The organism is Kitasatospora kazusensis (assembly GCF_039529945.1).
GTDB classification, from domain to species: Bacteria; Actinomycetota; Actinomycetes; order Streptomycetales; family Streptomycetaceae; genus Kitasatospora; species Kitasatospora kazusensis.
On the sequence record NZ_BAAANT010000001.1, the window covers coordinates 115,654 to 135,679 of the forward strand.

Consider the following 20,026-nt stretch of genomic DNA (forward strand, 5'->3'; position numbering starts at 1 on the left):
ACGGTGCCTGTCGCCACGGGGGTCGACCTCCAACTGGCCGACCTGTCCAACAAGCTGATCTACGCGGCCATGGCCGTGTACCTGATCGCCATGTTCGCCCACATCTTCGAGTGGACGTTCGGCAGCAAGGGCGCCGTCGCCGTCCGCTCCGCGGAGCAGACGACCCTCGCCGAGACCGTGGCCGCCGCCAAGGAGCCCGCCAAGGCGGTCAAGAAGGTGACGGTCACGGTGGCCGCCGCCGGTGGCGGCACCACCACGCTGACCCGGACCGCGCTCGCGGACGCCGGTGCCACGGTCGTCACCAGCGGCCGTGGTGACGGCGACTCCCCCCAGGATGTGGACGGCCCGGGCGCGGCCGGCAGCAGCGAGAAGGGCGACCTGGCCGGCCGGATCGCGATCTCGCTGACCGTGCTCGCCGCCCTGCTGCACATCGGCGGCGTGGTCACCCGCGGTCTCTCGGTCAGCCGCTGGCCGTGGGGCAACATGTACGAGTTCTCCTGCGCCTTCGCGCTGACCACGGTGCTCGCGTACCTGGCCCTGCTGGTCGCCAAGAAGAACGTCCGCTGGCTCGGCCTGCCCGTCACCGTCGCCGTGGTGCTGACCCTCGGCCTGGCCGTCAGCGTGCTGTACACGGCCTCCGAGCAGCTCGTCCCGGCGCTGCACTCGTACTGGCTGGCCATCCACGTCTCCGCCGCGATCATGTGCGGCGGCGCCTTCTACGCGGGCTTCGCGGCCACTGTGCTGTACCTGGGCAAGGACTCCTACGACCGGCGCATCGCCGCCGGGCTGACCAGCGGCCCGCTCGGCACTTCCGCCTCGATCTGGCAGCGGCTCCCCGCCGCATCCTCGCTGGACAAGCTCTCGTACCGGATCAACGCGCTGGTCTTCCCGCTGTGGACGTTCACCATCATCGCGGGCGCGATCTGGGCCGAGGCCGCCTGGGGCAAGTACTGGGAGTGGGACCCGAAGGAGACCTGGTCGTTCATCACCTGGGTCATCTACGCCTGCTACCTGCACGCGCGGGCCACGGCCGGCTGGAAGGGCCGCAAGGCCGCCTACCTGGCACTGCTGGCCTTCGCCTGCTTCCTGTTCAACTACTACGGCGTCAACATCTTCGTGACGGGCAAGCACTCGTACGCGGGAGTGGGCTGACGGACCGCCAGACGGCGGGCCCGCGACCGGGTATGGTCGGCGGGCCCGCCGTCTCGCTCGTTCCACCGGAGTCGTTATCAGGACGTGTCCGGATATGTCAGTCGCTGTCCGATTCGGGTGGCAGGGTAGTGCGTGCAGGTACCGACGTGCCTGCGTTCAGAGACCGTGAGGGCCAGGAGCCGTGAGGGCCGGAAGCCGCGAGGAGGGCCGCGCCATGGAGTGCGACGAGGTCATGCTGACCGTCCGAATCACCGCCGGTGAGAGAGCGCTGCTCCGCCGGCTGGCCCAGGGGCACCGCAGTGACGTGTCCGAGGTGGTCGCGGACGGCCTGCTGGACGTGCTGCCGACCCTGCAGAGCACGGCGGACGCGTACCGCCTGCTGGCCACCCTGAGCCCGCCCGCGCCGTGCGCGCAGACCGTCTGGCTGCCGAGCGCGCTCGCGGACCTGCTGGTCCTCGCGGCGGCCCGGGTCGCCCAGGCCACCGGGGTCCGCCTCGGCTCCGCCAGCGCCATCCTCGGCGCGGCCGTCCGCCTCTGGCTCACCCAGGACCCGCAGCGCCTCGCGGCCAACCTCCAGGTCATGCACGAAGGCCGATCGGCCGCCCTCGCCGTCGCCTGAACAAGATCGGCCGACCCCAAGGGGCGCGGGGAACTGCGCGAAACCGGAAGGCAACGGCCCGCACTCTTCCGACTTCGCGCAGCTCCACGCGCCCCTGTTGTGCTGACCCGGGTGCCTGTCGAACCCAGCGGAGCGTCAGGCCGCCTGCTGCCAGCTGACGGGGGAGTAGTAGGCCGGGCGGCGTTCGAGGCGGGACCAGCGGGCGATCGGCTCGACCGTCGGAGCCGCTGCGGCGAGCCGCGCGGAGGCCGCGCGGGCCATCAGGACGGCGGTGACGGCGGCCAGCTCCTCGTCGGTGAGCGAGCCGCGGACGATGCGGACGAGTGACTCGGCAGATGCGCTCATGGTGTGGATTTCTCCCCCGGTGAGAAGTCTGGATGGCTGAGAAGTCTGGGTGGGCGCCTGAGCGTTCAGGAGCCCTGTTACATCGGCGGGTTGCCGTGCTTGCGGCTCGGCAGGTCGGCGTGCTTGGTGCGGAGCATGGCGAGCGAGGAGGCGAGGACCGCGCGGGTCTCGGCCGGGTCGATGACGTCGTCGACGAGGCCGCGTTCGGCCGCGTAGTACGGGTGCATCAGCTCGGTCTTGTACTCCTTGATCTTCTGCACCCGCATCGCCTCGGGGTCCTCGGCACCGTTGATGTCGCGGCGGAAGATGACGTTGGCGGCGCCCTCGGCGCCCATCACGGCGATCTCGTTGGTCGGCCAGGCGAAGGACAGGTCCGCGCCGATCGAGCGGGAGTCCATCACGATGTACGCGCCGCCGTAGGCCTTGCGCAGGATCAGCTGGATCCGCGGCACGGTGGCGTTGCAGTACGCGTAGAGCAGCTTGGCGCCGTGCCGGATGATCCCGTCGTGCTCCTGGTCGACGCCGGGCAGGAAGCCGGGGACGTCGAGCATGGTGACCAGCGGGATGTTGAAGGCGTCGCACATCTGCACGAAGCGGGCGGCCTTCTCGGAGGCGTTGATGTCCAGCACCCCGGCCAGCGACTGCGGCTGGTTGGCGATGATGCCGGTCACGTGGCCGTCGATCCGCGCCAGCACGCACAGCACGTTGGTCGCCCAGCGCTCGTGGACCTCCAGGAACTCGCCGTGGTCGACGATCTCCTCGATCACCTTGCGCATGTCGTAGGGGCGGTTGCCGTCGGCGGGCACCAGGTCCAGCAGCACCTCGTTGCGGCGGTCCACCGGGTCGTCCGTGGGGACGGCCGGCGGCATCTCCCGGTTGTTCTGGGGCAGCAGCGAGAGGAGGTAGCGGACCTCCTCGATGCAGGACTGCTCGTCGTCGTACGCGAAGTGCGAGACGCCCGAGACGCCCGAGTGCACGTCCGCGCCGCCCAGGCCGTTCTGCGAGATCTTCTCGCCGGTGACGGCCTGCACCACGTCCGGGCCGGTGATGAACATCTGCGAGGTCTCGCGGACCATGAAGATGAAGTCGGTCAGCGCCGGGGAGTAGGCCGCACCGCCCGCGCACGGGCCGAGCATCACGCTGATCTGCGGGATCACACCCGAGGCGCGGGTGTTGCGCTGGAAGATGCCGCCGTAGCCGGCGAGCGCGGTGACGCCCTCCTGGATCCGGGCGCCGGCGCCGTCGTTCAGCGACACCAGCGGGGCACCGGCCGCGATGGCCATGTCCATGATCTTGTGGATCTTCTGCGCGTGGGCCTCGCCCAGCGCGCCGCCGAAGATCCGGAAGTCGTGCGCGTAGGTGAAGACGGTCCGCCCGTGCACGGTGCCCCAGCCGACGATCACACCGTCGGTGTGCGGCTTCTTCGCCTCCAGGCCGAACCCGGTGGCGCGGTGCCGGCGCAGCGGCTCGATCTCCCGGAAGGAGCCCTCGTCCAGCAGCAGGTCGATCCGCTCCCGGGCGGTCAGCTTGCCCTTGGCGTGCTGGGCCTCGGTGGCCTTCTCGCTGGGGCCGAGCCGGACCTTGTCCCGGAGGTCCCGCAGTTCGGCCACCCGCCCGTGGGCATCGGCCGGGATCTCGGGGATCTCGTCGCCGATCGGCGCCTCGTGCAGAACCGTCATCTCGAACCACTCCAAGTGTGAGGGGAACTGTCCGACAGCCGGCCTGCTGTCGGCGGCTGCTGCTGCGAACACTTCTTCACCTACGACACTACGAGGGAATGCGCTTGGATTTCGGCGTCGATTCCGTACAAGGTCGGGCCCCAGAACATGTCAGGGCCGTACAGAAAGCCTGCTTGTCGTCCTGGTGCCCCGGTGGTCCGGGCGTGACGGCACAGTGACCTTCAGGATCGCCGTCCGCACGGCTTAATCCCCAGGTCAGCGCGGTGGCGCCGGGGTGGCGCCGGGGTGTTGCGAGCGCTCGCGCGGACGGCGGCCCCGGCGGACCGCCCGGTGACGGCAGGGGCGCTGGTCAGGCGCCGAATCGTAGGGATGCGCCAAACGGGGGCGGACGGCCGTCAGCGTGCGCCGTCCGGGTCGTCCCGTCCGCGCAGCTCGTCCTCGCGGCGGCGCAGGTCGGCCTCCCACTGCTGGAGCCGGTCCTCGCGCTCGCGGTCCGGCCCGCCCGGGTCCCGGCCCAGCGAGGCCAGGAACTCCGGGTCGTCGTCGGGCGCGACCGGCCGTCCCGCCCGCGCGCCGGCCGGGGCCCCGGCCGGCCCGGTGCCGCCGCGCAGCCGGCCCGCCACCAGCCAGGCGACCGACCCGATCAGCGGGAAGAGCAGCACGATGATCACCCAGACCACCTTCGGCAGGTGCCGGACCTCCTGCTCGGGGGTGGTCACGCAGTCGATGAACGCCCAGATCCAGAAGGCGATGACGAGCAGTGGCGGCAGAATCCTCAGCACGGTGGTGATCTCCCCCGGAGTACGGCGAGTGGCGACAGGTGGGGCCCTTGGCGGGGCCAGGCTAGTGCGTGTCGGATACTGGCACGTATGGCATACGACGATCTCCGCTCGTTTCTCCGGGCCCTGGAGCGTGAGGGCGACCTCAAGCGCATCAAGGCCGAGGTCGACCCCCATCTGGAGATCGGCGAGATCGTCGACCGGGTGCAGAAGGCCAAGGGCCCGGCGCTGCTCTTCGAGAACGTCAAGGGCTGCTCGGTGCCGCTGGCGATGAACGTCTTCGGTACGGAGCGCCGGCTGGCCAAGTCGCTCGGGCTGAAGGGCCCGGAGGAGATCTCCGAGAAGATCGCGGGCCTGCTGAAGCCCGAGCTCCCGCAGGGCTTCACCGGCTTCCGGGACGCCTTCGGCAAGCTCGCCTCGATGGCGCACGTCCCGCCGAAGAACGTGAAGTCCACCGACGCTCCCGTCCACGAGGTGGTGCTCACCGGGGACGACGTCAACCTGGACGACCTGCCCGCGCTCTTCACCTGGCCGCTGGACGGCGGCTCGTTCTTCAACCTGGGCCTGACCCACACCAAGGACCCGGACTCCGGCATCCGCAACCTCGGCCTGTACCGCCTGCAGCGGCACGACCGGCGGACGATCGGCATGCACTGGCAGATTCACAAGGACAGCCGCAACCACTACGCGGTCGCCGCCAAGCGCGGCGAGCGGCTGCCGGTCGCGATCGCCTTCGGCTGCCCGCCGGTGGTGACGTACGCGGCCACCGCGCCGCTGCCCGGTGACATCGACGAGTACCTGTTCGCGGGCTTCGTGGCCGGCGAGCGGGTGAAGATGGTCGACTGCAAGACCGTCCCGCTCCAGGTCCCGGCCGACGCCGAGGTGGTGCTGGAGGGCTGGCTGGAGCCCGGCGAGATGCTGCCGGAGGGGCCGTTCGGCGACCACACCGGCTTCTACACGCCGCAGGAGCCGTTCCCGGCGCTGACCATCGACTGCGTGACGATGCGGCGCCGGCCGATCCTGCAGTCGATCGTGGTGGGCCGCCCGCCGACCGAGGACGGTCCGCTGGGCAAGTTCACCGAGCGCTTCTTCCTCCCGCTGCTCAAGATCATCATCCCGGACATCGTGGACTACGACCTCCCCGAGGCCGGCGGCTTCCACAACTGCGTGATCGTCTCGATCGACAAGAAGTACCCCAAGCACGCGCAGAAGGTGATGCACGCGATCTGGGGCGCCCACATGATGTCGCTGACCAAGCTGATCATCGTGGTGGACGCCGACTGCGACGTGCACGACTACCAGGAGGTGGCCTGGCGCGCGCTGGGCAACACCGACTACAGCCGCGACCTGAGCGTGGTCGAGGGCCCGGTGGACCACCTGGACCACGCCTCGTACCAGCAGTTCTGGGGCGGAAAGGCGGGCATCGACGCCACCCGCAAGCTCCCCGAGGAGGGCTATACCCGCGACGGCGGCTGGCCCGAGATGGTCAGCTCCGACCCGGCCACGGCTGCCCTGGTCGACAGCCGCTGGAAGGAGTACGGCCTGTGAGCACGATCGCCGTCCCGCAGAGCCGCACCAAGGCCTTCCTGCGCCTGGTGCTGATCGAGCACTCGGTCTTCGCCCTGCCGTTCGCCTTCACCGCCGCGCTCACCGCGATGTTCCTGGACGACCGCAAGGTGCACTGGGCGCAGCTGCTGATCGTCACGGTCTGCATGGTGGGCCTGCGGACCTTCGCGATGGCCGCCAACCGGATCATCGACCGGGAGATCGACGCCCGTAACCCGCGCACCGCCACCCGCGAGCTGGTCACCGGCGCGGTGTCGATGCGGACGGCCTACACCGGGTCCGCGATAGCCCTGCTGGTCTTCCTCGGCGCGGCGGCCCTGCTCAACCCGCTCTGCCTGTTCCTCGCGCCCGTCGCGGTGGTGCCGATGGTGGTCTACCCGTACGGGAAGCGGTTCACCGACTTCCCGCACGCGATCCTGGGCCTGGCCCAGGCGATGGGCCCGATCGGCGCCTGGCTGGCCGTCACCGGCAGCTGGTCCTGGGACGCCGTGGTGCTCGGCCTCGCCGTCGGCATCTGGATCGGCGGCTTCGACCTGATCTTCGGCTGCCAGGACGTCGCCGCCGACCGCGCCGAGGGAGTCCGCTCCGTCCCGGCCCGCTACGGCATCGCGGCGGCCCTCTACGGCGCCCGCGCCTGCCACGTCGTCACGACCGGCCTGCTGGTCTGGTTCGCCCTGCTGACCCACGCCGGCCCGGCCTTCTGGGTCGGCCTCGCGGTGGTCGCCTGCGCCTTCGTCTACGAGCACTCGATCATCAAGCCGAACGACCTGTCCCGGCTCAACCGGGCCTTCTTCACCACCAACGGGTTCGTCGGCATGTCCCTCTTCGCCTTCGCCCTGCTCGACCTGGTGATCCGGGGCCTGGGCGTGTGATCACCCGCGTCGGCCGCCCCGCTGCCTATCCTGGCAGCGGGGGCCCGGCTCGGAGGTGACGCGGTGATCGGCAAGCTGCAGTGCATGGTGCTGGACTGTCACTACCCGGCCGGGCTGGCGCACTTCTACGCCGCCGTGCTGGGCGGCGAGATCGACCGCCCCGACCCCCGCTGGACGCCCGACGAGGAGTGGGCGACGGTCCACGCCCCCGACGGCCAGGTACTGGCCTTCCAGCGGGTCGAGGACTTCCGCCCGCCGATGTGGCCGGACCCGGCCCACCCGCAGCAGCTGCACCTGGACATCGAGGTGCCCGACCTCGACGCGGCGGAGCCGCAGGTGCTGGCGCTCGGCGCGGTCCTCAAACACAGCGAGACCTCCTACCGGGTGTACGTCGACCCGGCCGGACACCCCTTCTGCCTGGTGCGCGCGGCCGGCTGACGCACTCAGGGAAGCCCAGCAGGGGCGCGGGGAACTGCGCGACCAGGGCACGACGGAGGTGCACGGTTGCGCGCGCAGTTCCCCGCGCCCCTGTTGTGGTTGCCCCTATGCGTAAAGGCTCAGGTCAGCGTGAAGGTGTCGCCGACGCGGAGGTGCCCGGGGCGGCCGACCTCGGCCAGGGCGTCGAGGCGCGCGGCGTGGGCGTGGGTGACGGCCTTGAGGATCTCGGGGGCGTGCGGGAGGCCGGGCTGGGCGGCGCCGATCATCGCGCAGCGTTCGCTGGCGCGGAGGAAGGCCAGCCGGACACCGCCCGTGGCCCGGCCCTCGTGGCCGAACCAGGTGTCCTCGACGAAGGGCGGGGTGCCGGGCGGGGTCCGGAGCAGGACGTTGGGGCGGAACCGGCGCTCGTCCACGACGGCCGACGGGACGGCTCGGCGGACCCAGTCCAGGGTGGCGGTGGTCAGGACGCTGACCGGCAGCTGGTCGAAGTGCGGGACGGTGTCCTCGCGGGCCAGTTCGACGTCCTCGCGCTGGAGGTAGGCGCGCAGGAAGGCCGTCGGCTCGCCGACCGGGTTGCCCAGCGGGTCGAGCAGCTCGGGCCGGTCGAGGCGGCAGCCGAGGCGGGAGCCGAGCCGCAGCAGCCCGTCGATCCGGCGGAACCGCCGGGTGTTCTTCCCCGAGCCGAACTTCCCCCGGCCGTCCCGGACGGCGTACAGCCGGTCCCCGGCGAGCCCGCGTCCGTCCACCTCGACGGAGTCGAGCCGCTCGCCACCCGTGGACTTGACCGGATAGCGCCAGAGCCGCTCGACCACCCCCATGACCTCTGCCATGGGGTGAGCCTAGCCGTGTCCGCCGAAGTTGGTCTAGACCTATGCCTTGCCGGGGTGCGGGTCCGACCGGTGCGTCAGCACCCCGACCGCGAGGGCGGCCGTCGCCGTCGCCCCGGCCAGCGTCAGCAGGTCCGCCACCGGCAGCCCGGTCAGGGGCGGGCCGCCCGACTCCGGCAGCGCCGCGGCCAGCGGCACGGCGGCCGCCAGCGGGAGGAGCCAGAGGTGCGGTCCGGCCTCCGGGTGCCGGCGCCTGCGGAAGCCGACCGGCGCCCAGCAGCAGAACAGCACGGCGGCCGCGCCGCCGGCCAGCGTCTCGCGGACGTCGGTGTCGAGCGCCTGGTCCGGGTTGTCGACGTCCTGGTAGTCCGCTCCCCGGTAGCTGACGGTCATGCCGGGCAGTCCCGTCACCCAGCCGGCCTGCACCCGGGTGAGGGGCGGTAGGTGTTCGAGCTCGGGGGCGTCGTCCTGGAGCTCCATCCGGTACGGCGTGGCGGCGCCCAGGTCGAGGTTCAGCGTCGTGTGGTGGTCGTCGTTCTTGCGGTGCACACTCCGCACGACGCTGTCCACGGTGACCTGCGTCGTCACCCGGCACGGACGGGCGTAGCCCGTGCTCGTGCACGGCGGGCTGTGCAGGAAGCCCGCCAGGTCGGCCCGGTCGGCGGGCAGGGACCGGCTGCCGCCGACGACCGTCAGGATCGCGAACCCCGCGAACAGCAGCTGCCAGAACCCGCCCAGCCGGACGGTCAGGAAGCGCGGCACTCCGGCCTTCACGGCCCAGCGCCGGTCGAACACGTCCCCGGCGGCGTTCCGGTACGCCCTCGGCTTCGGGAGGTGGCCCCGGCGGCGCTTGGCCTCCGGCCGCTTGGTGTGCAGCCGCCAGTGGTCCAGGACCGCCACGACCTTGGCGTCGAAATCCGGGTCGTACGCCCGCGGGCCGGTGAGCACCGCGGGCAGCGTGAAGGAGGCGCCGCCCGCGACCCGCACCCGCAGGCGCCGCGTGCCGTACGCCTTCTCCTCGACCACGATGTCGCGGACCGCTGCCCAGGGGTGCACCCGGGTGAGGAGCAGCCGGCGGGTCCGGATGCCCTGCTGGGTGAGGGTCGTGCGGTGGCCGAGGCAGCAGCCGGCCACCAGCGCGGCCCCGAGCAGGCCGGCCGCCAGAGCGGCGGGCAGCCGGTCGGTGAACAGCGCCGTGACCAGCGCGAACGCCGGTCCGGCCGCGAGCGATCCGGCCACCGCTCTGCGGCGGCGGCCGGCGGTGACTGCGAAGACGAGTGGGTCCACGGCGGGGACGGTACGCCCGTTCGGGGACCGGGCGGACGGCAGGGTCACCCCAGCCGGGCCACCGCCCGGACGGGAGCGCCGTCGGCCGCCACCAGCCGGAGCGGGAAGAGCGAGACCTCGATCGGGAGGCCGGCCGCCTGGGCGTCCAGCAGCGCCGTCAGGTCGGTGAGGTTCTCGGCGACGACCGCGCCGCCCGGGGTGCCGAGCAGCAGGCGGTGAGCGGCCAGGCCGGCCGCCTCGGCGGCCGGGTCGTGCTCGTCGGAGAGGTCGGCGAGCAGGGCGGCGACCGTCGGGTCGGCCGGGCCCTGGTCCGGGGTCGGGTCGATGCTGAGGGCGTCGACGCCCAGCGTGCGGACCCCGGCGGCCACGATCGCCCCGGCCGCCTCCGGAGTGAGCCAGGGGTGGGCGAGGTACCGGTCGGTGCCCCAGTACCGGGGCCAGCCGGTGGCGAGCAGCAGGACGGTGCCCGGGCCCGCCAGTGCCAGCGCGGGGGCCAGCTGACCGGCCGTCACCGCCGCCCGGGGCTCCAGCCCGCGCAGGTCGGCGACCACGGCCGGACCGGTGAACAGCTCCAGCGGCAGCCCGTCCAGGGTCGGCCAGGTGACGTCCACGTGGTACGGCGCGTCCACATGGGTGCCGGACTGCGAGCCGAGGTGCAGGGCCAGCACGTTGACCCCGGCGGTGGCGGTGGTGAGCGCGGGCCGCAGTTCCACCTCCGGATCGCCGGGGTAGACGGGCATCCCGGTGGTGACCGGGTGGGTGAGATCGAGCAACGTCGACGCCATGGGTTCATCCTCCCGCGTCGGGTGGGGGGAGAGTAGCGAAAATGGAGTCATGAGCACCGAGAAGCAGGTACGTCAGCCGTGGGTGGTCGGGGTCTCCGGGGCGTCCGGGACTCCGTACGCCGCCGCCGTGATCCGGGGGCTGCTCGCGGCGGGCGAGGCGGTGGACCTGGTGGTCAGCCGGGCCGCCCGGCTGACCATCATGGACGAGACCGGGATCTCCTTCCGGGACGCCCACTGGCGGCAGGACCTGGCGCAGTGGACGGGAGTCGAGGAGCTCGACGACGTCCGCCACTGGCCGGCCGGCGACTTCGCGGCCGGTCCGTCCAGCGGCTCGTACCCGGCCAAGGGGATGCTGGTGGTCCCGGCGACCACCGGGGCGGTGGCCGGCATCGCGCTCGGCCTCAGCAAGGACCTGCTCCAGCGGGTCGCCAGCGTGACCCTGAAGGAGCGTCGCCCGCTGGTGGTCTGCCTGCGCGAGACCCCCCTCAATGGGGTGACGCTGAAGCACCTGGTGGAGCTCGACGCGCAGGGCGCCGTCGTCCTCCCCGCCTCGCCCGGCTTCTACGCGGGCGGCTCCACGGCCCGGGAACTGGTGGACTTCGTGGCGGGCCGGGTGCTCGACGCGGTCGGCGTGCCGCACCGCCTCTACCTGCGCTGGGAAGGGGAGTTGGGCGCGGGGGGGAAGGCTGGGTAAGCGAGGGGGTTACGGGAGAGTATGTTCTTTGCGATATCCGGGTTGATCCGCGCACGGCGCCTTTGAATCCGGATAATGATCTGTGGGTCTGGAGAGGTTCGGAAGGACGCGGGCGTATATGGACACGGTGGACAGACAGCTCATCCAGGCACTGCGGGAGAACGGCCGAGCCTCGTACGCCGAGCTGGGCCGTCTCGTCGGCCTGTCGGGCCCGAGCGTGACGGACCGGATCAACCGCCTGGAGCAGGCCGGGGTGATCACCGGCTACCGCGCCACGGTCAATCCGGCCTCGCTGGGTTTCGGCGTCACCGCCCTGATCGGCCTTCAGCTGACCGACGCGGCCGACCACGAGGACGTCGCGCACCGGCTCAAGGAGCTGGGTGAGGTCGAGGACTGCTGGTTCATCGCCGGCGACGACTCGTACATGCTCAAGGTCCGGGTCTCCAACGTGGAGGGCCTGGAGTCGGTGGTCAAGCGTCTCTCCGGCACCAAGGGTGTCGCGCGGACCAGGACCACGGTCGTACTCTCCACCAAGTGGGAGAACCGGGTGAGCGATCTGCCCATGGCAGAGGGGGAGTAACGCGGATGGCACTGGTCGGGTTGGAAGAGCTGCGTGCGGCGCAGCGCCGGATCGCGGGCGTGGCGGTCCGCACGCCCCTGCTGCCCTGCCCGTGGGCGGCGGACGGGTCCCGGGCGCTCTGGCTGAAGCCGGAGAACCTGCAGCCGACCGGTGCTTTCAAGATCCGCGGCGCGTACAACCGGCTGGCCGCCCTGACGGACGGTGAGCGGGCCCGCGGCGTGGTCGCCCAGTCGAGCGGCAACCACGCCCAGGCGGTCGCCTACGCGGCGGGGCTGCTCGGGCTGAAGGCCGTCATCGTGATGCCGGACACCTCGCCCGCCGTCAAGGTCGCGAACACCCGCGCCTTCGGCGCCGAGGTCATCCTCGTCCCGCCGGCCGAGCGGGACACCACGCCCGTCGAGCTGGTCGACAAGCACGGCTACGTCTGGGTGCCGCCGTTCGACGACCCGTACATCCTCGCGGGCCAGGGCACCGTCGGCCTGGAGATCGGCGAGGACGCCCCGGACGAGCTGGACACCGTGCTGGTGCCGTGCAGCGGCGGCGGCCTGCTCGGCGGCACGGCCGCCGCGCTCAAACTGACCTGCCCGGGCGTCCGGGTGATCGGCGTCGAGCCCGAACTCGCGGCCGACGCCCAGGAGAGCTTCCGCACCGGCCGGCGCACGGCCTGGCCGATCACCGACACCTTCCGGACGATAGCGGACGGCCTGCGGACCACCTCGCTGGGCGAACTGCCCTTCGATCACGTCCAGGCGTACGTCGACGACATGGTCACCGTGACCGAGCAGGAGATCCGCGACACCGTCGCCCTGCTCGCCCGCCGGGGTCGGCTGGTGGCCGAGCCGTCCGGGGCGGTGGCGGCGGCCGCGTACTTCCACCACGCGGACGAGCTGGACGGCCGGGTCTTCGCGGCCGTCGTCAGCGGCGGCAACCTCGACCCCTCCCTGCTCGCCGAGCTCCTCGCCACCTGACGCGGCCCGCTCCGCGGGGTTCGCCTGACGGGTAGGGGCAACCCCAGGGGGGCGCGGGGAGGGAATGACAGCGCGGCACGCTCCGCGCGATTCACCGGACGCTCAGGGTTACCCCATGGGGGCGCGGGGAACTGCGCGAATCGGGAGGAGCGGACCAGTGCCTTCCGCTCTCGCGCAGTTCTCCCCAGCCTTCGGCCGGGAGGTGCCCCCACGCGCCCCTGGGGTGGTGCAGGTGACGGTGAGCTGCGCAGCTTCGAGCCGCACTCTTCCGCCCTCGCGCAGTTCCCCGCGCCCCGGGGGTGGTGCAGGTGACGGTGAGCTGCGCAGCTCTCGGGTGTTGCCTGGAGGGCGAGCCGCGAGCCACGTCGCGTACGCTCGTGGTCGGTTGTTTTCCGAGGCACGAGGAGGCGGGTCACCGCATGGACGCAGGGCTCAAGCGCGAGCTGGAGGCGAAGGTCTACGCGGGTGAGCGGCTGACCCGCGAGGACGGCATCGCGCTGTACGCGAGCGACGACCTCGCCTGGCTGGGCGGCCTCGCGCACCACGTGCGGACGCAGAAGAACGGCGACGTCGTCCACTTCAACGTCAACCGCCACCTCAACATGACCAACGTCTGCGCGGCCTCCTGCGCGTACTGCTCGTTCCAGCGCAAGCCGGGCGAGAAGGACGCGTACACCATGCGGATCGAGGAGGCCGTCCGGCTGGCGAAGGCGATGGAGGTGGACTCCCTCACCGAGCTGCACATCGTCAACGGCCTGCACCCGACGCTGCCGTGGCGCTACTACCCGCGCAGCCTGCGCGAGCTGAAGGCCGCGCTGCCCAGCGTCTCGCTGAAGGCGTTCACCGCGACCGAGATCCACTGGTTCGAGAAGATCAGCGGCCTGTCGGCGAGCGACATCCTGGACGAGCTGATCGACGCCGGCCTGGAGTCGCTGACCGGCGGCGGCGCGGAGATCTTCGACTGGGAGGTCCGCCAGCACATCGTCGACCACGAGACCCACTGGGAGGACTGGTCGCGGATCCACCGCCTGGCGCACAGCAAGGGCCTCAAGACCCCGTCGACGATGCTCTACGGCCACATCGAGGAGCCCCGCCACCGGGTGGACCACGTGCTGCGGCTGCGTGAGCTGCAGGACGAGACCGGCGGCTTCCAGGTCTTCATCCCGCTGCGCTACCAGCACGACTTCCACGACTCCAAGGACGGGGTCGTCCGCAACAAGCTGATGGCCCGTACCGAGATGGCGACGGGCGCCGAGGCGCTGAAGACCTTCGCGGTCTCCCGGCTGCTGTTCGACAACGTCCCGCACGTCAAGGTCTTCTGGGTGATGCACGGCGTCACCACCGCGCAGCTGGCGCTCAGCCACGGCGCGGACGACATGGACGGCTCGGTGGTCGAGTACAAGATCACCCACGACGCCGACAACTTCGGTACGCCGAACAAGCTCGGCCGTGCGGACCTGCTCGACCTGATCCGTGACGCGGGCTTCCGCCCGGTCGAGCGGAACACCCGCTACGAGATCATCCGCGAGTACGACGGCCCGGATCTCGGGCGCCGCGAGGTGCCGCAGGCGATGCGGCTCTGATCACACTCTCCGACGATCCCCCCGCCGAACCGGGCGGGGGGATCTCGGCGTCTCCGGACATACGTGCGTATTTCACGCGGCCCCACCACACACTGCGCGTATGCTCACAGGCTCACCACACGCCGCGGGTTTCATTTCTGGCCGCGGCTTTGGAAGGATCGTCAGCATGTCCGGTTCCCGCCGTGCCACCCCCGCCAGCCGCCGCCAGCAGGCCGCCCCGCCGTACGTGAGCGAGGACGGCACGGCCGGCCGGTCCAGAGGACGCCGGCGCAAGCCGCGCAAGCGCCGGGGCCGGGCCCTGATGGGCGGTACGGCGATGCTGCTGGCGGCCGCGGCGGGGTGGTTCACCGTCGGCCCCGGCCGGACGGTGCCCGTCGCCAACTCCGCCGCCCCCGACCTGACGCCGACCGAGCTGCCCTCCGCGACCCCCGCCACCGTGCAGGCCGGCCTCGGCCGGACCGACCCGCCGGCCGCCGACCGCTCCAACCGCAACGACGGCTCGCTGGCCACCGTCCCCGGGCTGGGCGCCTCGTTCCTCTCCAGGGTCCCCGCCACGACCGGACAGCTGCTGGTGGCCTCCGGCAAGGGCAAGGACTCCTCCGACTCCACCGTCACGCTCTTCACCCGGACCGCCTCCGGCGGCTGGCAGGCCGGCGTCACCTGGCCCGCCCACAACGCGTACAAGGGCTGGACGGACGACCACAGCTCCGGCGACCTGCGCAGCCCGATCGGGGTCTTCGCGCTGACGGACGCGGGCGGCCACAACGCGAACCCGGGCAGCAAGCTTCCGTACGACCGGAACCCCGACTTCGTGATGAACGGCACCGGGTTCAACGGCGAGCCGCTGGCCGGCTCGTTCGACTACGTGGTGGCGATCAACTACAACCGGGTGGCCGGCAGCTCCCCGCTGGACAGCCGCTTCCCCGACGGGGCCGCCAAGGGCGGCGGCATCTGGCTGCACGTGGACCACGGCGGCCCCACCCACGGCTGCGTCACCCTGACCGAGGACCACATGGCCGAGTTGATCAAGGTGCTGGACCCGGCCCAGCATCCCATGATCGCGATGGGCGACGCGGCCTCGCTGGCCGCCTGACCTCGTACTCCGCTCTCATGGGCGTGCACCGGGCCCGTGCGCGCCCGGTGCACGACCCGTGCGGGACACGGGCTGTTGTCCGGCTTCTACAGCTTCCGACCCCGTACCTTGTACCAGCGCGTTACCAGCGGACTGACCGGTAACGGGGTTGAGTGGCTGTATGACCGCCTCCCGCATCGTGGCGCTCGGCCACTACCAGCCGCCCAAGGTCCTCACCAATGACGACCTGGCGAAGCTGGTCGACACCGACGACGAGTGGATCCGTAGCAGGGTCGGTGTACGAACCAGGCACATCGCGGTCGACGAGACCCTGGTCGACCTCGCCACCGAGGCCGCGCAGAAGGCGCTGGCCAACAGCGGCCTGCAGGCCGACCAGATCGACCTCGTGGTGGTCGCGACCTGCACCGCCGTCGAGCGCAGCCCGAACACCGCCGCCGCCGTCTCCGCACGGCTCGGCGTCCCCTCGCCCGCCGCCTACGACATCAACACCGTCTGCTCCGGCTTCTCCTACGCACTGGCCACCGCCGACCACGCCATCCGGGCCGGGGCCGCGACCCGGGCCCTGGTGATCGGTGCCGAGCGGATGTCCGACACCCTCGACTGGACCGACCGCTCCACCTGTGTGATCTTCGGCGACGGCGCCGGCGCGGCCGTGGTCGAGGCCGTCCCGGACGAGCAGGGCGGCATCGGCCCGGTGCTCTGGGGCTCCGAGCCGGACAAGGGCGACGCCGTGGTGATCACCGGGTGGGACCCGACGATCAGCCAGGTGGGCCAGACGGTGTTCCGCTGGGCCACCACCAAGATCGCCCCGCTGGCCCGGGAGACCTGCCGCAAGGCCGGCATCGAGCCCTCCGAACTCAAGGGCTTCGTCGCCCACCAGGCCAACCTGCGGATCATCGATGCCATCGCCAACAAGCTGGGCGCACCGAACGCGGTGATCGCCCGCGACGTGGTCGACTCGGGCAACACCTCGGCCGCCTCCATCCCGCTGGCCCTCAGCAAGCTGGTCGAGCGCGGCGAGCTGAGCTCCGGGGACCCGGTGCTGCTCTTCGGCTTCGGCGGCGGGCTGGCCTACGCCGGGCAGGTCGTGCGCTGCCCGTAGCCTGCGGCTCGCCCGTCCTGTGGCACCCGGGGGTGCGGGGGCCACGTGCTGCGGCGGGCCCGGCGTCGTCGCTTCCGGTTCGCGCAGTTCCTCGCGCCCCTGGAGGCACCCCGGCTCGTGCGGTCGGGCATGGCTGTGGGGCGGTCGGAATCAGGTGATTCCGACCGCCCCACGGTGGTTTCTGGCGCGTCGCGGTACGTCGGCGAACCTCCCCCGAGGACACGGCCGCCGTCCGGTGCACCCCGGACAGGAGGCCGGGGCTGCGCGCGAGCTGGAAGGTGGGGAGCGGGGTCTGTTACTTGGGCGGCTTCTTCCCGGTGACACCCAGGTAGACCTGCAGTGCCAGGTTGGGCTTGAGGTCCTTGACCTTGACGCCCCAGGAGGTGAAGGCCTTCGAGTGCTCCGCCGCCGAGGCGAGGAGCGAGACCAGCGATCCCGAGATGGCGGCCGGGTCGACCGTCTTGTCGGTCTTCGCCTGGTTGGCCTTGACGGCTTCGGTGAGCGGCCCGGCGACCGAGTTGAGGACCTTCATGCGGATCTTGAAGAACCGCTTGTCCCCTTCGGCAGCACCGAGAGTGACCACTCGGAGAATGGCGTCGTTCTTGCGCCAGAAGGCGAGGAATCCGTCCACCAGTTCTTCCGAAGTGGTGAAGCCGGTCTTTCCCGCCCAGGACTTTCCATCGACGAGCTCTTTGAGCCCGCCGCTGTCCTCGGCCATTTCCTCGGCGATCTCGAGGACGGCGCCCTCGACATCCGGGAAGTACTGGTAGAAGGTCGCGGGGGAGGTTCCCGCCATACGGGCGACGTCGATGACCTTGACGTCCCGATAGGGCGACGTGCTGAGCATCTCGCGGAGGCAGTCGAGCAGCTTCTGCCGCGTCTCCTGTCCGCGTCGCCCGGCGACGCGACCGTCGACGGTGCGAACTTGTCCTGTCATGCCGTCAGCTTACCGTGGCACGATCTTGGCGCGATTCGGTGATGCGACTATTACTCCGCCCGGGGGGTGGGATAGGCGCGGTGCGGGGTGTGCGGGCGGATATTCGGCACACCCGCGGCGGGTATCGAAAAGCCGGTATCGGAGCCCCCCCGTGTGCTGATGATCCCACAGCGTGACGAAGGGTCGGCTGAAGGCCGGTCGCGTGGCACAGAGTGATCGTCAGTGACCGGCGCGCAGCCGTCCGGCTGCCCGTCAGATCCCGGCCCGGCGGGCCGGACCGGCGCGTCCCGGGCAGGGAGATTGGCTCCGGTGGGGCGGGCATTGGACAATCGGGGGCGGCGTACCCGGTCAGGGTGCGGCATGACGGGGAGGTGGCAGCGGAGTGGACCAGCTGACGGCGCACGATCCGCGCAGGATCGGGCCCTTCGAGGTGCTGGGGCGGCTCGGCGCGGGCGGGATGGGCCTGGTCTACCTGGCCCGGTCCGCCTCCGGCCGGCGGGTGGCCATCAAGACCGTCCGGGGGGAGCTGGCGGAGGACGAGCTGTTCCGGGTCCGCTTCGCCCGGGAGATCGCGGCCGCCAAGACGGTCGGCGGCTTCTACACCGCCGCGGTGGTGGACGCCGACGCCGACGCGCCGGTGCCCTGGCTGGCCACCGCGTACGTGCCGGCGCCCTCGCTGGAGGACCTGGTGGAGGAGTGCGGGCCGCTGCCCGTGGACGCCGTCCGCTGGCTGGTCGCCGGGATCGCCGAGGCCCTGCAGTCCATCCACGGGGCCGGGCTGGTGCACCGTGACCTCAAGCCGTCCAACGTGCTGGTGGTCGAGGACGGCCCGCGCGTGATCGACTTCGGCATCGCGGCCGGGGTCTCCAGCTCCCGGCTGACCATGACCAACGTCGCGGTCGGCACCCCCGCCTACATGTCGCCCGAGCAGGCCAAGGACAGCCGCAGCGTCACCGGCGCCAGCGACGTCTTCTCGCTCGGCTCGCTGCTGGTCTTCTGCGCCACCGGCCACGCCCCCTACCGGGGGTCCAATCCGGTCGAGACGGTCTTTCAGCTGCTCCGCGACCAGCCGGACCTCTCCGGGCTGCCGGTCGAGCTGGTCGACCTCGTCCGGGCCTGCATGCGGCCCGCCGCCGAGCACCGGCCGACCCCCGCGCAGATCCAGGCCGAACTGGCCCCGCACCTGTTCTCCCGGGACGAGGCGGCGGGCGAGGTCGAGGACTGGCTGCCGCCCCGCGCGCTGGACCTGATCGAGCGCAGGCGCGGACGGCGGGTGATCGCCCCGGTGCTGCCGCCCGCGCCCCCGCCCGCGCCCCCCGTGCCGCCGGCCGTCCCGCAGCTGATGCCGACCCAGCCGGTGGCGCCGCACCGCGACCACGGCGGCGCGCTCGACGCCGAGGCCGCGACCGAGAAGCTCGCGGGCCGGCGCCACGGCGGCCCCGACGTCAGCGCCGCCGAGGTGCGGCTGACCGGAGCCGCCGTCCGGATAGGGCCCGGCCCCCGGGCCGACCAGACCACCGGCGCCGACCCGGCACCGGCGGGCACCGACTGGGTCCGCCGGGTCACCCCGCCGCCGGCCCGGGCGGCGCGCTGGCGGCCCTGGCGGTTCCGGATGTCCAACGACGTCTGGGGTACGCCGGTGGTCGCCGACGGCACCCTCTTCGTCTCCAGCTTCGAGGTGCACGCCCTCGACATCGCCTCCGGCCAGCGCCGGTACAAGACCCGCGACGTCGCCTGGGCGCTGGCCGTCGACTCCGGCCGGGTGCACGCCGCCGACGGCCCGCACCTCTACACCGTGGACGTCGCCGACGGAACCGAGCGCTGGCGCAACTCCCTCGACGGCTGGATCTACGCCCTGGACGCCGCCGACGGCGTGCTCTGCTGCGGCACCCGGGGCGGCGGCGTCCAGCTCCGCTCGGCCGCCAGCGGCGCCGAGTTGTGGCGCGCGGACGACGCCCAGCAGGACTACGAGAACCCGCAGTCGGGCCCGGCCCTGGTGGCCGGCGCGGCGTACTACTACGGCGGCGGGCGGCTGCGCTGCGTCGACCCGCGTGGCGGCGGCCTGCGCTGGGCCTTCCCGGTCGGCGAGGACGTCCCGTCCCGGCCGGTCGAGCGGGCCGGCGTGCTGTACCTGACGGCGGGCAACCGGGTCTACGCCCTGGACGCGGCCACCGGCGCGGAGCGCTGGCGCTTCGACGCGGCGGTGGTGCTCTTCACCCCGCCCGCGTTGGACGGTTCGGCGGTGTACGTGGCCGACTACCTCGGCACCGTCTACGCGCTGGACGCCGCCACCGGCCGCGACCGCTGGCGCGGCCGTACCGGCAGCCGGCAGGGCGCCGAACCGGTCGTCGTGGCGGCCGACCTCGCCCTGGTCGCCGCCGGGGACACCCTGCACGCCTTCGATACCGTCTCGGGCCGCGAACGCTGGCGCTACACCGCCCGGGGCGAGATCGTCGGCTCCCCGGCGGTCGGCGACGGCCTGGTCCACATCGGCAGCCGCGACCACTCCCTGCACACCCTCGACCTGGCCACCGGGCGGCTCCGCTGGGAGCTCGGCACGAAGGGCGAACTGACCGGCTCACCCGTCGCGATCGGCGGCCGGGTCTTCGTCGGCAGCAAGGACCGCTGCGTGTACGCGTTGGACGCGTTCTACGGGACGGCCGTGCCCAACCCGTAAGGCGGCCGTCCTTCCAGGGGGCGCGGGGTGGACCCCGCACCCC

General features: G+C 72.1%; 19 protein-coding genes. 12 read left to right on the forward strand and 7 right to left on the reverse strand.

The window, feature by feature from the left end; translation table 11 throughout:
* Positions 1-3 precede the first annotated feature (3 nt).
* On the forward strand, positions 4-1,152 hold the full coding sequence (gene ccsB / locus ABD330_RS00560; protein WP_344459504.1) for a c-type cytochrome biogenesis protein CcsB: 1,149 nt from the start codon (positions 4-6) through the stop codon (positions 1,150-1,152).
* 181 nt (positions 1,153-1,333) lie between these two features.
* Positions 1,334-1,771: a hypothetical protein gene (locus ABD330_RS00565; protein ID WP_344459506.1), complete on the forward strand. Its 438-nt coding sequence runs from the start codon at positions 1,334-1,336 to the stop codon at positions 1,769-1,771.
* A 135-nt stretch (positions 1,772-1,906) separates the two neighbouring features.
* Here ABD330_RS00565 and ABD330_RS00570 read toward each other — a convergent pair whose 3' ends face one another.
* The 3 genes from ABD330_RS00570 to ABD330_RS00580 form a co-directional block, all read right to left on the reverse strand.
* Positions 1,907-2,116 carry an acyl-CoA carboxylase subunit epsilon gene (locus tag ABD330_RS00570; RefSeq protein ID WP_344459508.1) on the reverse strand — a complete coding sequence of 70 codons (210 nt, stop codon included), beginning with the start codon at positions 2,114-2,116 and terminating at the stop codon, positions 1,907-1,909.
* Positions 2,117-2,193: 77 nt separating this feature from the next.
* The gene (locus ABD330_RS00575; RefSeq protein ID WP_344459510.1) at positions 2,194-3,795 is read right to left on the reverse strand and encodes an acyl-CoA carboxylase subunit beta; all 1,602 of its coding nucleotides are present in this window, start codon (positions 3,793-3,795) and stop codon (positions 2,194-2,196) included.
* A 395-nt stretch (positions 3,796-4,190) separates the two neighbouring features.
* Entirely contained in the window at positions 4,191-4,577 is a 387-nt protein-coding gene (locus ABD330_RS00580; protein ID WP_344459512.1) for a PLD nuclease N-terminal domain-containing protein, read from the reverse strand.
* Between the two features lie 87 nt (positions 4,578-4,664).
* Between ABD330_RS00580 and ABD330_RS00585 the strand changes: the two genes are divergently transcribed.
* The 3 genes from ABD330_RS00585 to ABD330_RS00595 all read left to right on the forward strand — a co-directional run bounded on the left by ABD330_RS00585 (position 4,665) and on the right by ABD330_RS00595 (position 7,450).
* Entirely contained in the window at positions 4,665-6,122 is a 1,458-nt protein-coding gene (locus ABD330_RS00585) for a menaquinone biosynthesis decarboxylase (protein ID WP_344459514.1), read from the forward strand.
* Positions 6,119-7,012 (forward strand): menaquinone biosynthesis prenyltransferase MqnP, encoded by an 894-nt coding sequence (mqnP, locus tag ABD330_RS00590; protein ID WP_344459516.1) that lies wholly within the window; start codon positions 6,119-6,121, stop codon positions 7,010-7,012. Before ABD330_RS00585 ends, mqnP begins: the two co-directional genes overlap by 4 nt.
* A gap of 63 nt (positions 7,013-7,075) precedes the next feature.
* Positions 7,076-7,450, forward strand: a complete 375-nt coding sequence (locus ABD330_RS00595; RefSeq protein ID WP_344459518.1) for a VOC family protein — start codon at positions 7,076-7,078, stop codon at positions 7,448-7,450.
* Between the two features lie 119 nt (positions 7,451-7,569).
* Here ABD330_RS00595 and ABD330_RS00600 read toward each other — a convergent pair whose 3' ends face one another.
* From ABD330_RS00600 to ABD330_RS00610, 3 genes are read right to left on the reverse strand one after another with little or no spacing between them, the layout of a single operon-like run.
* The gene (locus ABD330_RS00600) at positions 7,570-8,280 is read right to left on the reverse strand and encodes an MOSC domain-containing protein (protein WP_344459520.1); all 711 of its coding nucleotides are present in this window, start codon (positions 8,278-8,280) and stop codon (positions 7,570-7,572) included.
* 39 nt (positions 8,281-8,319) lie between these two features.
* On the reverse strand, positions 8,320-9,564 hold the full coding sequence (locus ABD330_RS00605; RefSeq protein ID WP_344459522.1) for a hypothetical protein: 1,245 nt from the start codon (positions 9,562-9,564) through the stop codon (positions 8,320-8,322).
* Between the two features lie 44 nt (positions 9,565-9,608).
* The gene (locus tag ABD330_RS00610; protein WP_344459524.1) at positions 9,609-10,349 is read right to left on the reverse strand and encodes a cyclase family protein; all 741 of its coding nucleotides are present in this window, start codon (positions 10,347-10,349) and stop codon (positions 9,609-9,611) included.
* Between the two features lie 49 nt (positions 10,350-10,398).
* On the opposite strand from ABD330_RS00610, the gene ABD330_RS00615 reads away from it, so the two are divergent.
* The 6 genes from ABD330_RS00615 (at position 10,399) to ABD330_RS00640 (ending at position 16,369) form a co-directional block, all read left to right on the forward strand.
* Positions 10,399-11,043 carry a UbiX family flavin prenyltransferase gene (locus ABD330_RS00615; RefSeq protein ID WP_344459526.1) on the forward strand — a complete coding sequence of 215 codons (645 nt, stop codon included), beginning with the start codon at positions 10,399-10,401 and terminating at the stop codon, positions 11,041-11,043.
* A 118-nt stretch (positions 11,044-11,161) separates the two neighbouring features.
* On the forward strand, positions 11,162-11,623 hold the full coding sequence (locus ABD330_RS00620) for an Lrp/AsnC family transcriptional regulator (RefSeq protein ID WP_344459528.1): 462 nt from the start codon (positions 11,162-11,164) through the stop codon (positions 11,621-11,623).
* 5 nt (positions 11,624-11,628) lie between these two features.
* On the forward strand, positions 11,629-12,591 hold the full coding sequence (locus ABD330_RS00625; protein WP_344459530.1) for a threonine ammonia-lyase: 963 nt from the start codon (positions 11,629-11,631) through the stop codon (positions 12,589-12,591).
* Between the two features lie 419 nt (positions 12,592-13,010).
* The gene (mqnE, locus tag ABD330_RS00630) at positions 13,011-14,174 is read left to right on the forward strand and encodes an aminofutalosine synthase MqnE (protein ID WP_344459532.1); all 1,164 of its coding nucleotides are present in this window, start codon (positions 13,011-13,013) and stop codon (positions 14,172-14,174) included.
* Between the two features lie 166 nt (positions 14,175-14,340).
* Positions 14,341-15,267: a L,D-transpeptidase family protein gene (locus ABD330_RS00635; protein WP_344459534.1), complete on the forward strand. Its 927-nt coding sequence runs from the start codon at positions 14,341-14,343 to the stop codon at positions 15,265-15,267.
* 160 nt (positions 15,268-15,427) lie between these two features.
* Positions 15,428-16,369, forward strand: coding sequence for a beta-ketoacyl-ACP synthase III (locus ABD330_RS00640; protein WP_344459536.1), 942 nt, complete (start codon positions 15,428-15,430; stop codon positions 16,367-16,369).
* A gap of 295 nt (positions 16,370-16,664) precedes the next feature.
* Here ABD330_RS00640 and ABD330_RS00645 read toward each other — a convergent pair whose 3' ends face one another.
* Positions 16,665-17,306, reverse strand: a complete 642-nt coding sequence (locus ABD330_RS00645; RefSeq protein ID WP_344459538.1) for a TetR family transcriptional regulator — start codon at positions 17,304-17,306, stop codon at positions 16,665-16,667.
* Between the two features lie 382 nt (positions 17,307-17,688).
* Between ABD330_RS00645 and ABD330_RS00650 the strand changes: the two genes are divergently transcribed.
* Positions 17,689-19,983 carry an outer membrane protein assembly factor BamB family protein gene (locus ABD330_RS00650; protein WP_344459540.1) on the forward strand — a complete coding sequence of 765 codons (2,295 nt, stop codon included), beginning with the start codon at positions 17,689-17,691 and terminating at the stop codon, positions 19,981-19,983.
* Positions 19,984-20,026 lie beyond the last annotated feature (43 nt).

Excerpts from the sequence above, each read along its gene's own strand:
- ABD330_RS00600 (WP_344459520.1), bottom strand. The coding sequence starts at position 8,280 with ATGGCAGAGGTCATGGGGGTGGTCGAGCGGCTCTGGCGCTATCCGGTC.
- ABD330_RS00615 (WP_344459526.1), top strand. The coding sequence starts at position 10,399 with ATGAGCACCGAGAAGCAGGTACGTCAGCCGTGGGTGGTCGGGGTCTCC.
- ABD330_RS00625 (WP_344459530.1), top strand. The coding sequence starts at position 11,629 with ATGGCACTGGTCGGGTTGGAAGAGCTGCGTGCGGCGCAGCGCCGGATC.
- ABD330_RS00645 (WP_344459538.1), bottom strand. The coding sequence starts at position 17,306 with ATGACAGGACAAGTTCGCACCGTCGACGGTCGCGTCGCCGGGCGACGC.
- ABD330_RS00585 (WP_344459514.1), top strand. The coding sequence starts at position 4,665 with ATGGCATACGACGATCTCCGCTCGTTTCTCCGGGCCCTGGAGCGTGAG.
- ABD330_RS00640 (WP_344459536.1), top strand. The coding sequence starts at position 15,428 with ATGACCGCCTCCCGCATCGTGGCGCTCGGCCACTACCAGCCGCCCAAG.
- ABD330_RS00610 (WP_344459524.1), bottom strand. The coding sequence starts at position 10,349 with ATGGCGTCGACGTTGCTCGATCTCACCCACCCGGTCACCACCGGGATG.
- mqnE (WP_344459532.1), top strand. The coding sequence starts at position 13,011 with ATGGACGCAGGGCTCAAGCGCGAGCTGGAGGCGAAGGTCTACGCGGGT.
- ABD330_RS00570 (WP_344459508.1), bottom strand. The coding sequence starts at position 2,116 with ATGAGCGCATCTGCCGAGTCACTCGTCCGCATCGTCCGCGGCTCGCTC.
- ABD330_RS00620 (WP_344459528.1), top strand. The coding sequence starts at position 11,162 with ATGGACACGGTGGACAGACAGCTCATCCAGGCACTGCGGGAGAACGGC.
- ABD330_RS00575 (WP_344459510.1), bottom strand. The coding sequence starts at position 3,795 with ATGACGGTTCTGCACGAGGCGCCGATCGGCGACGAGATCCCCGAGATC.
- ABD330_RS00635 (WP_344459534.1), top strand. The coding sequence starts at position 14,341 with ATGTCCGGTTCCCGCCGTGCCACCCCCGCCAGCCGCCGCCAGCAGGCC.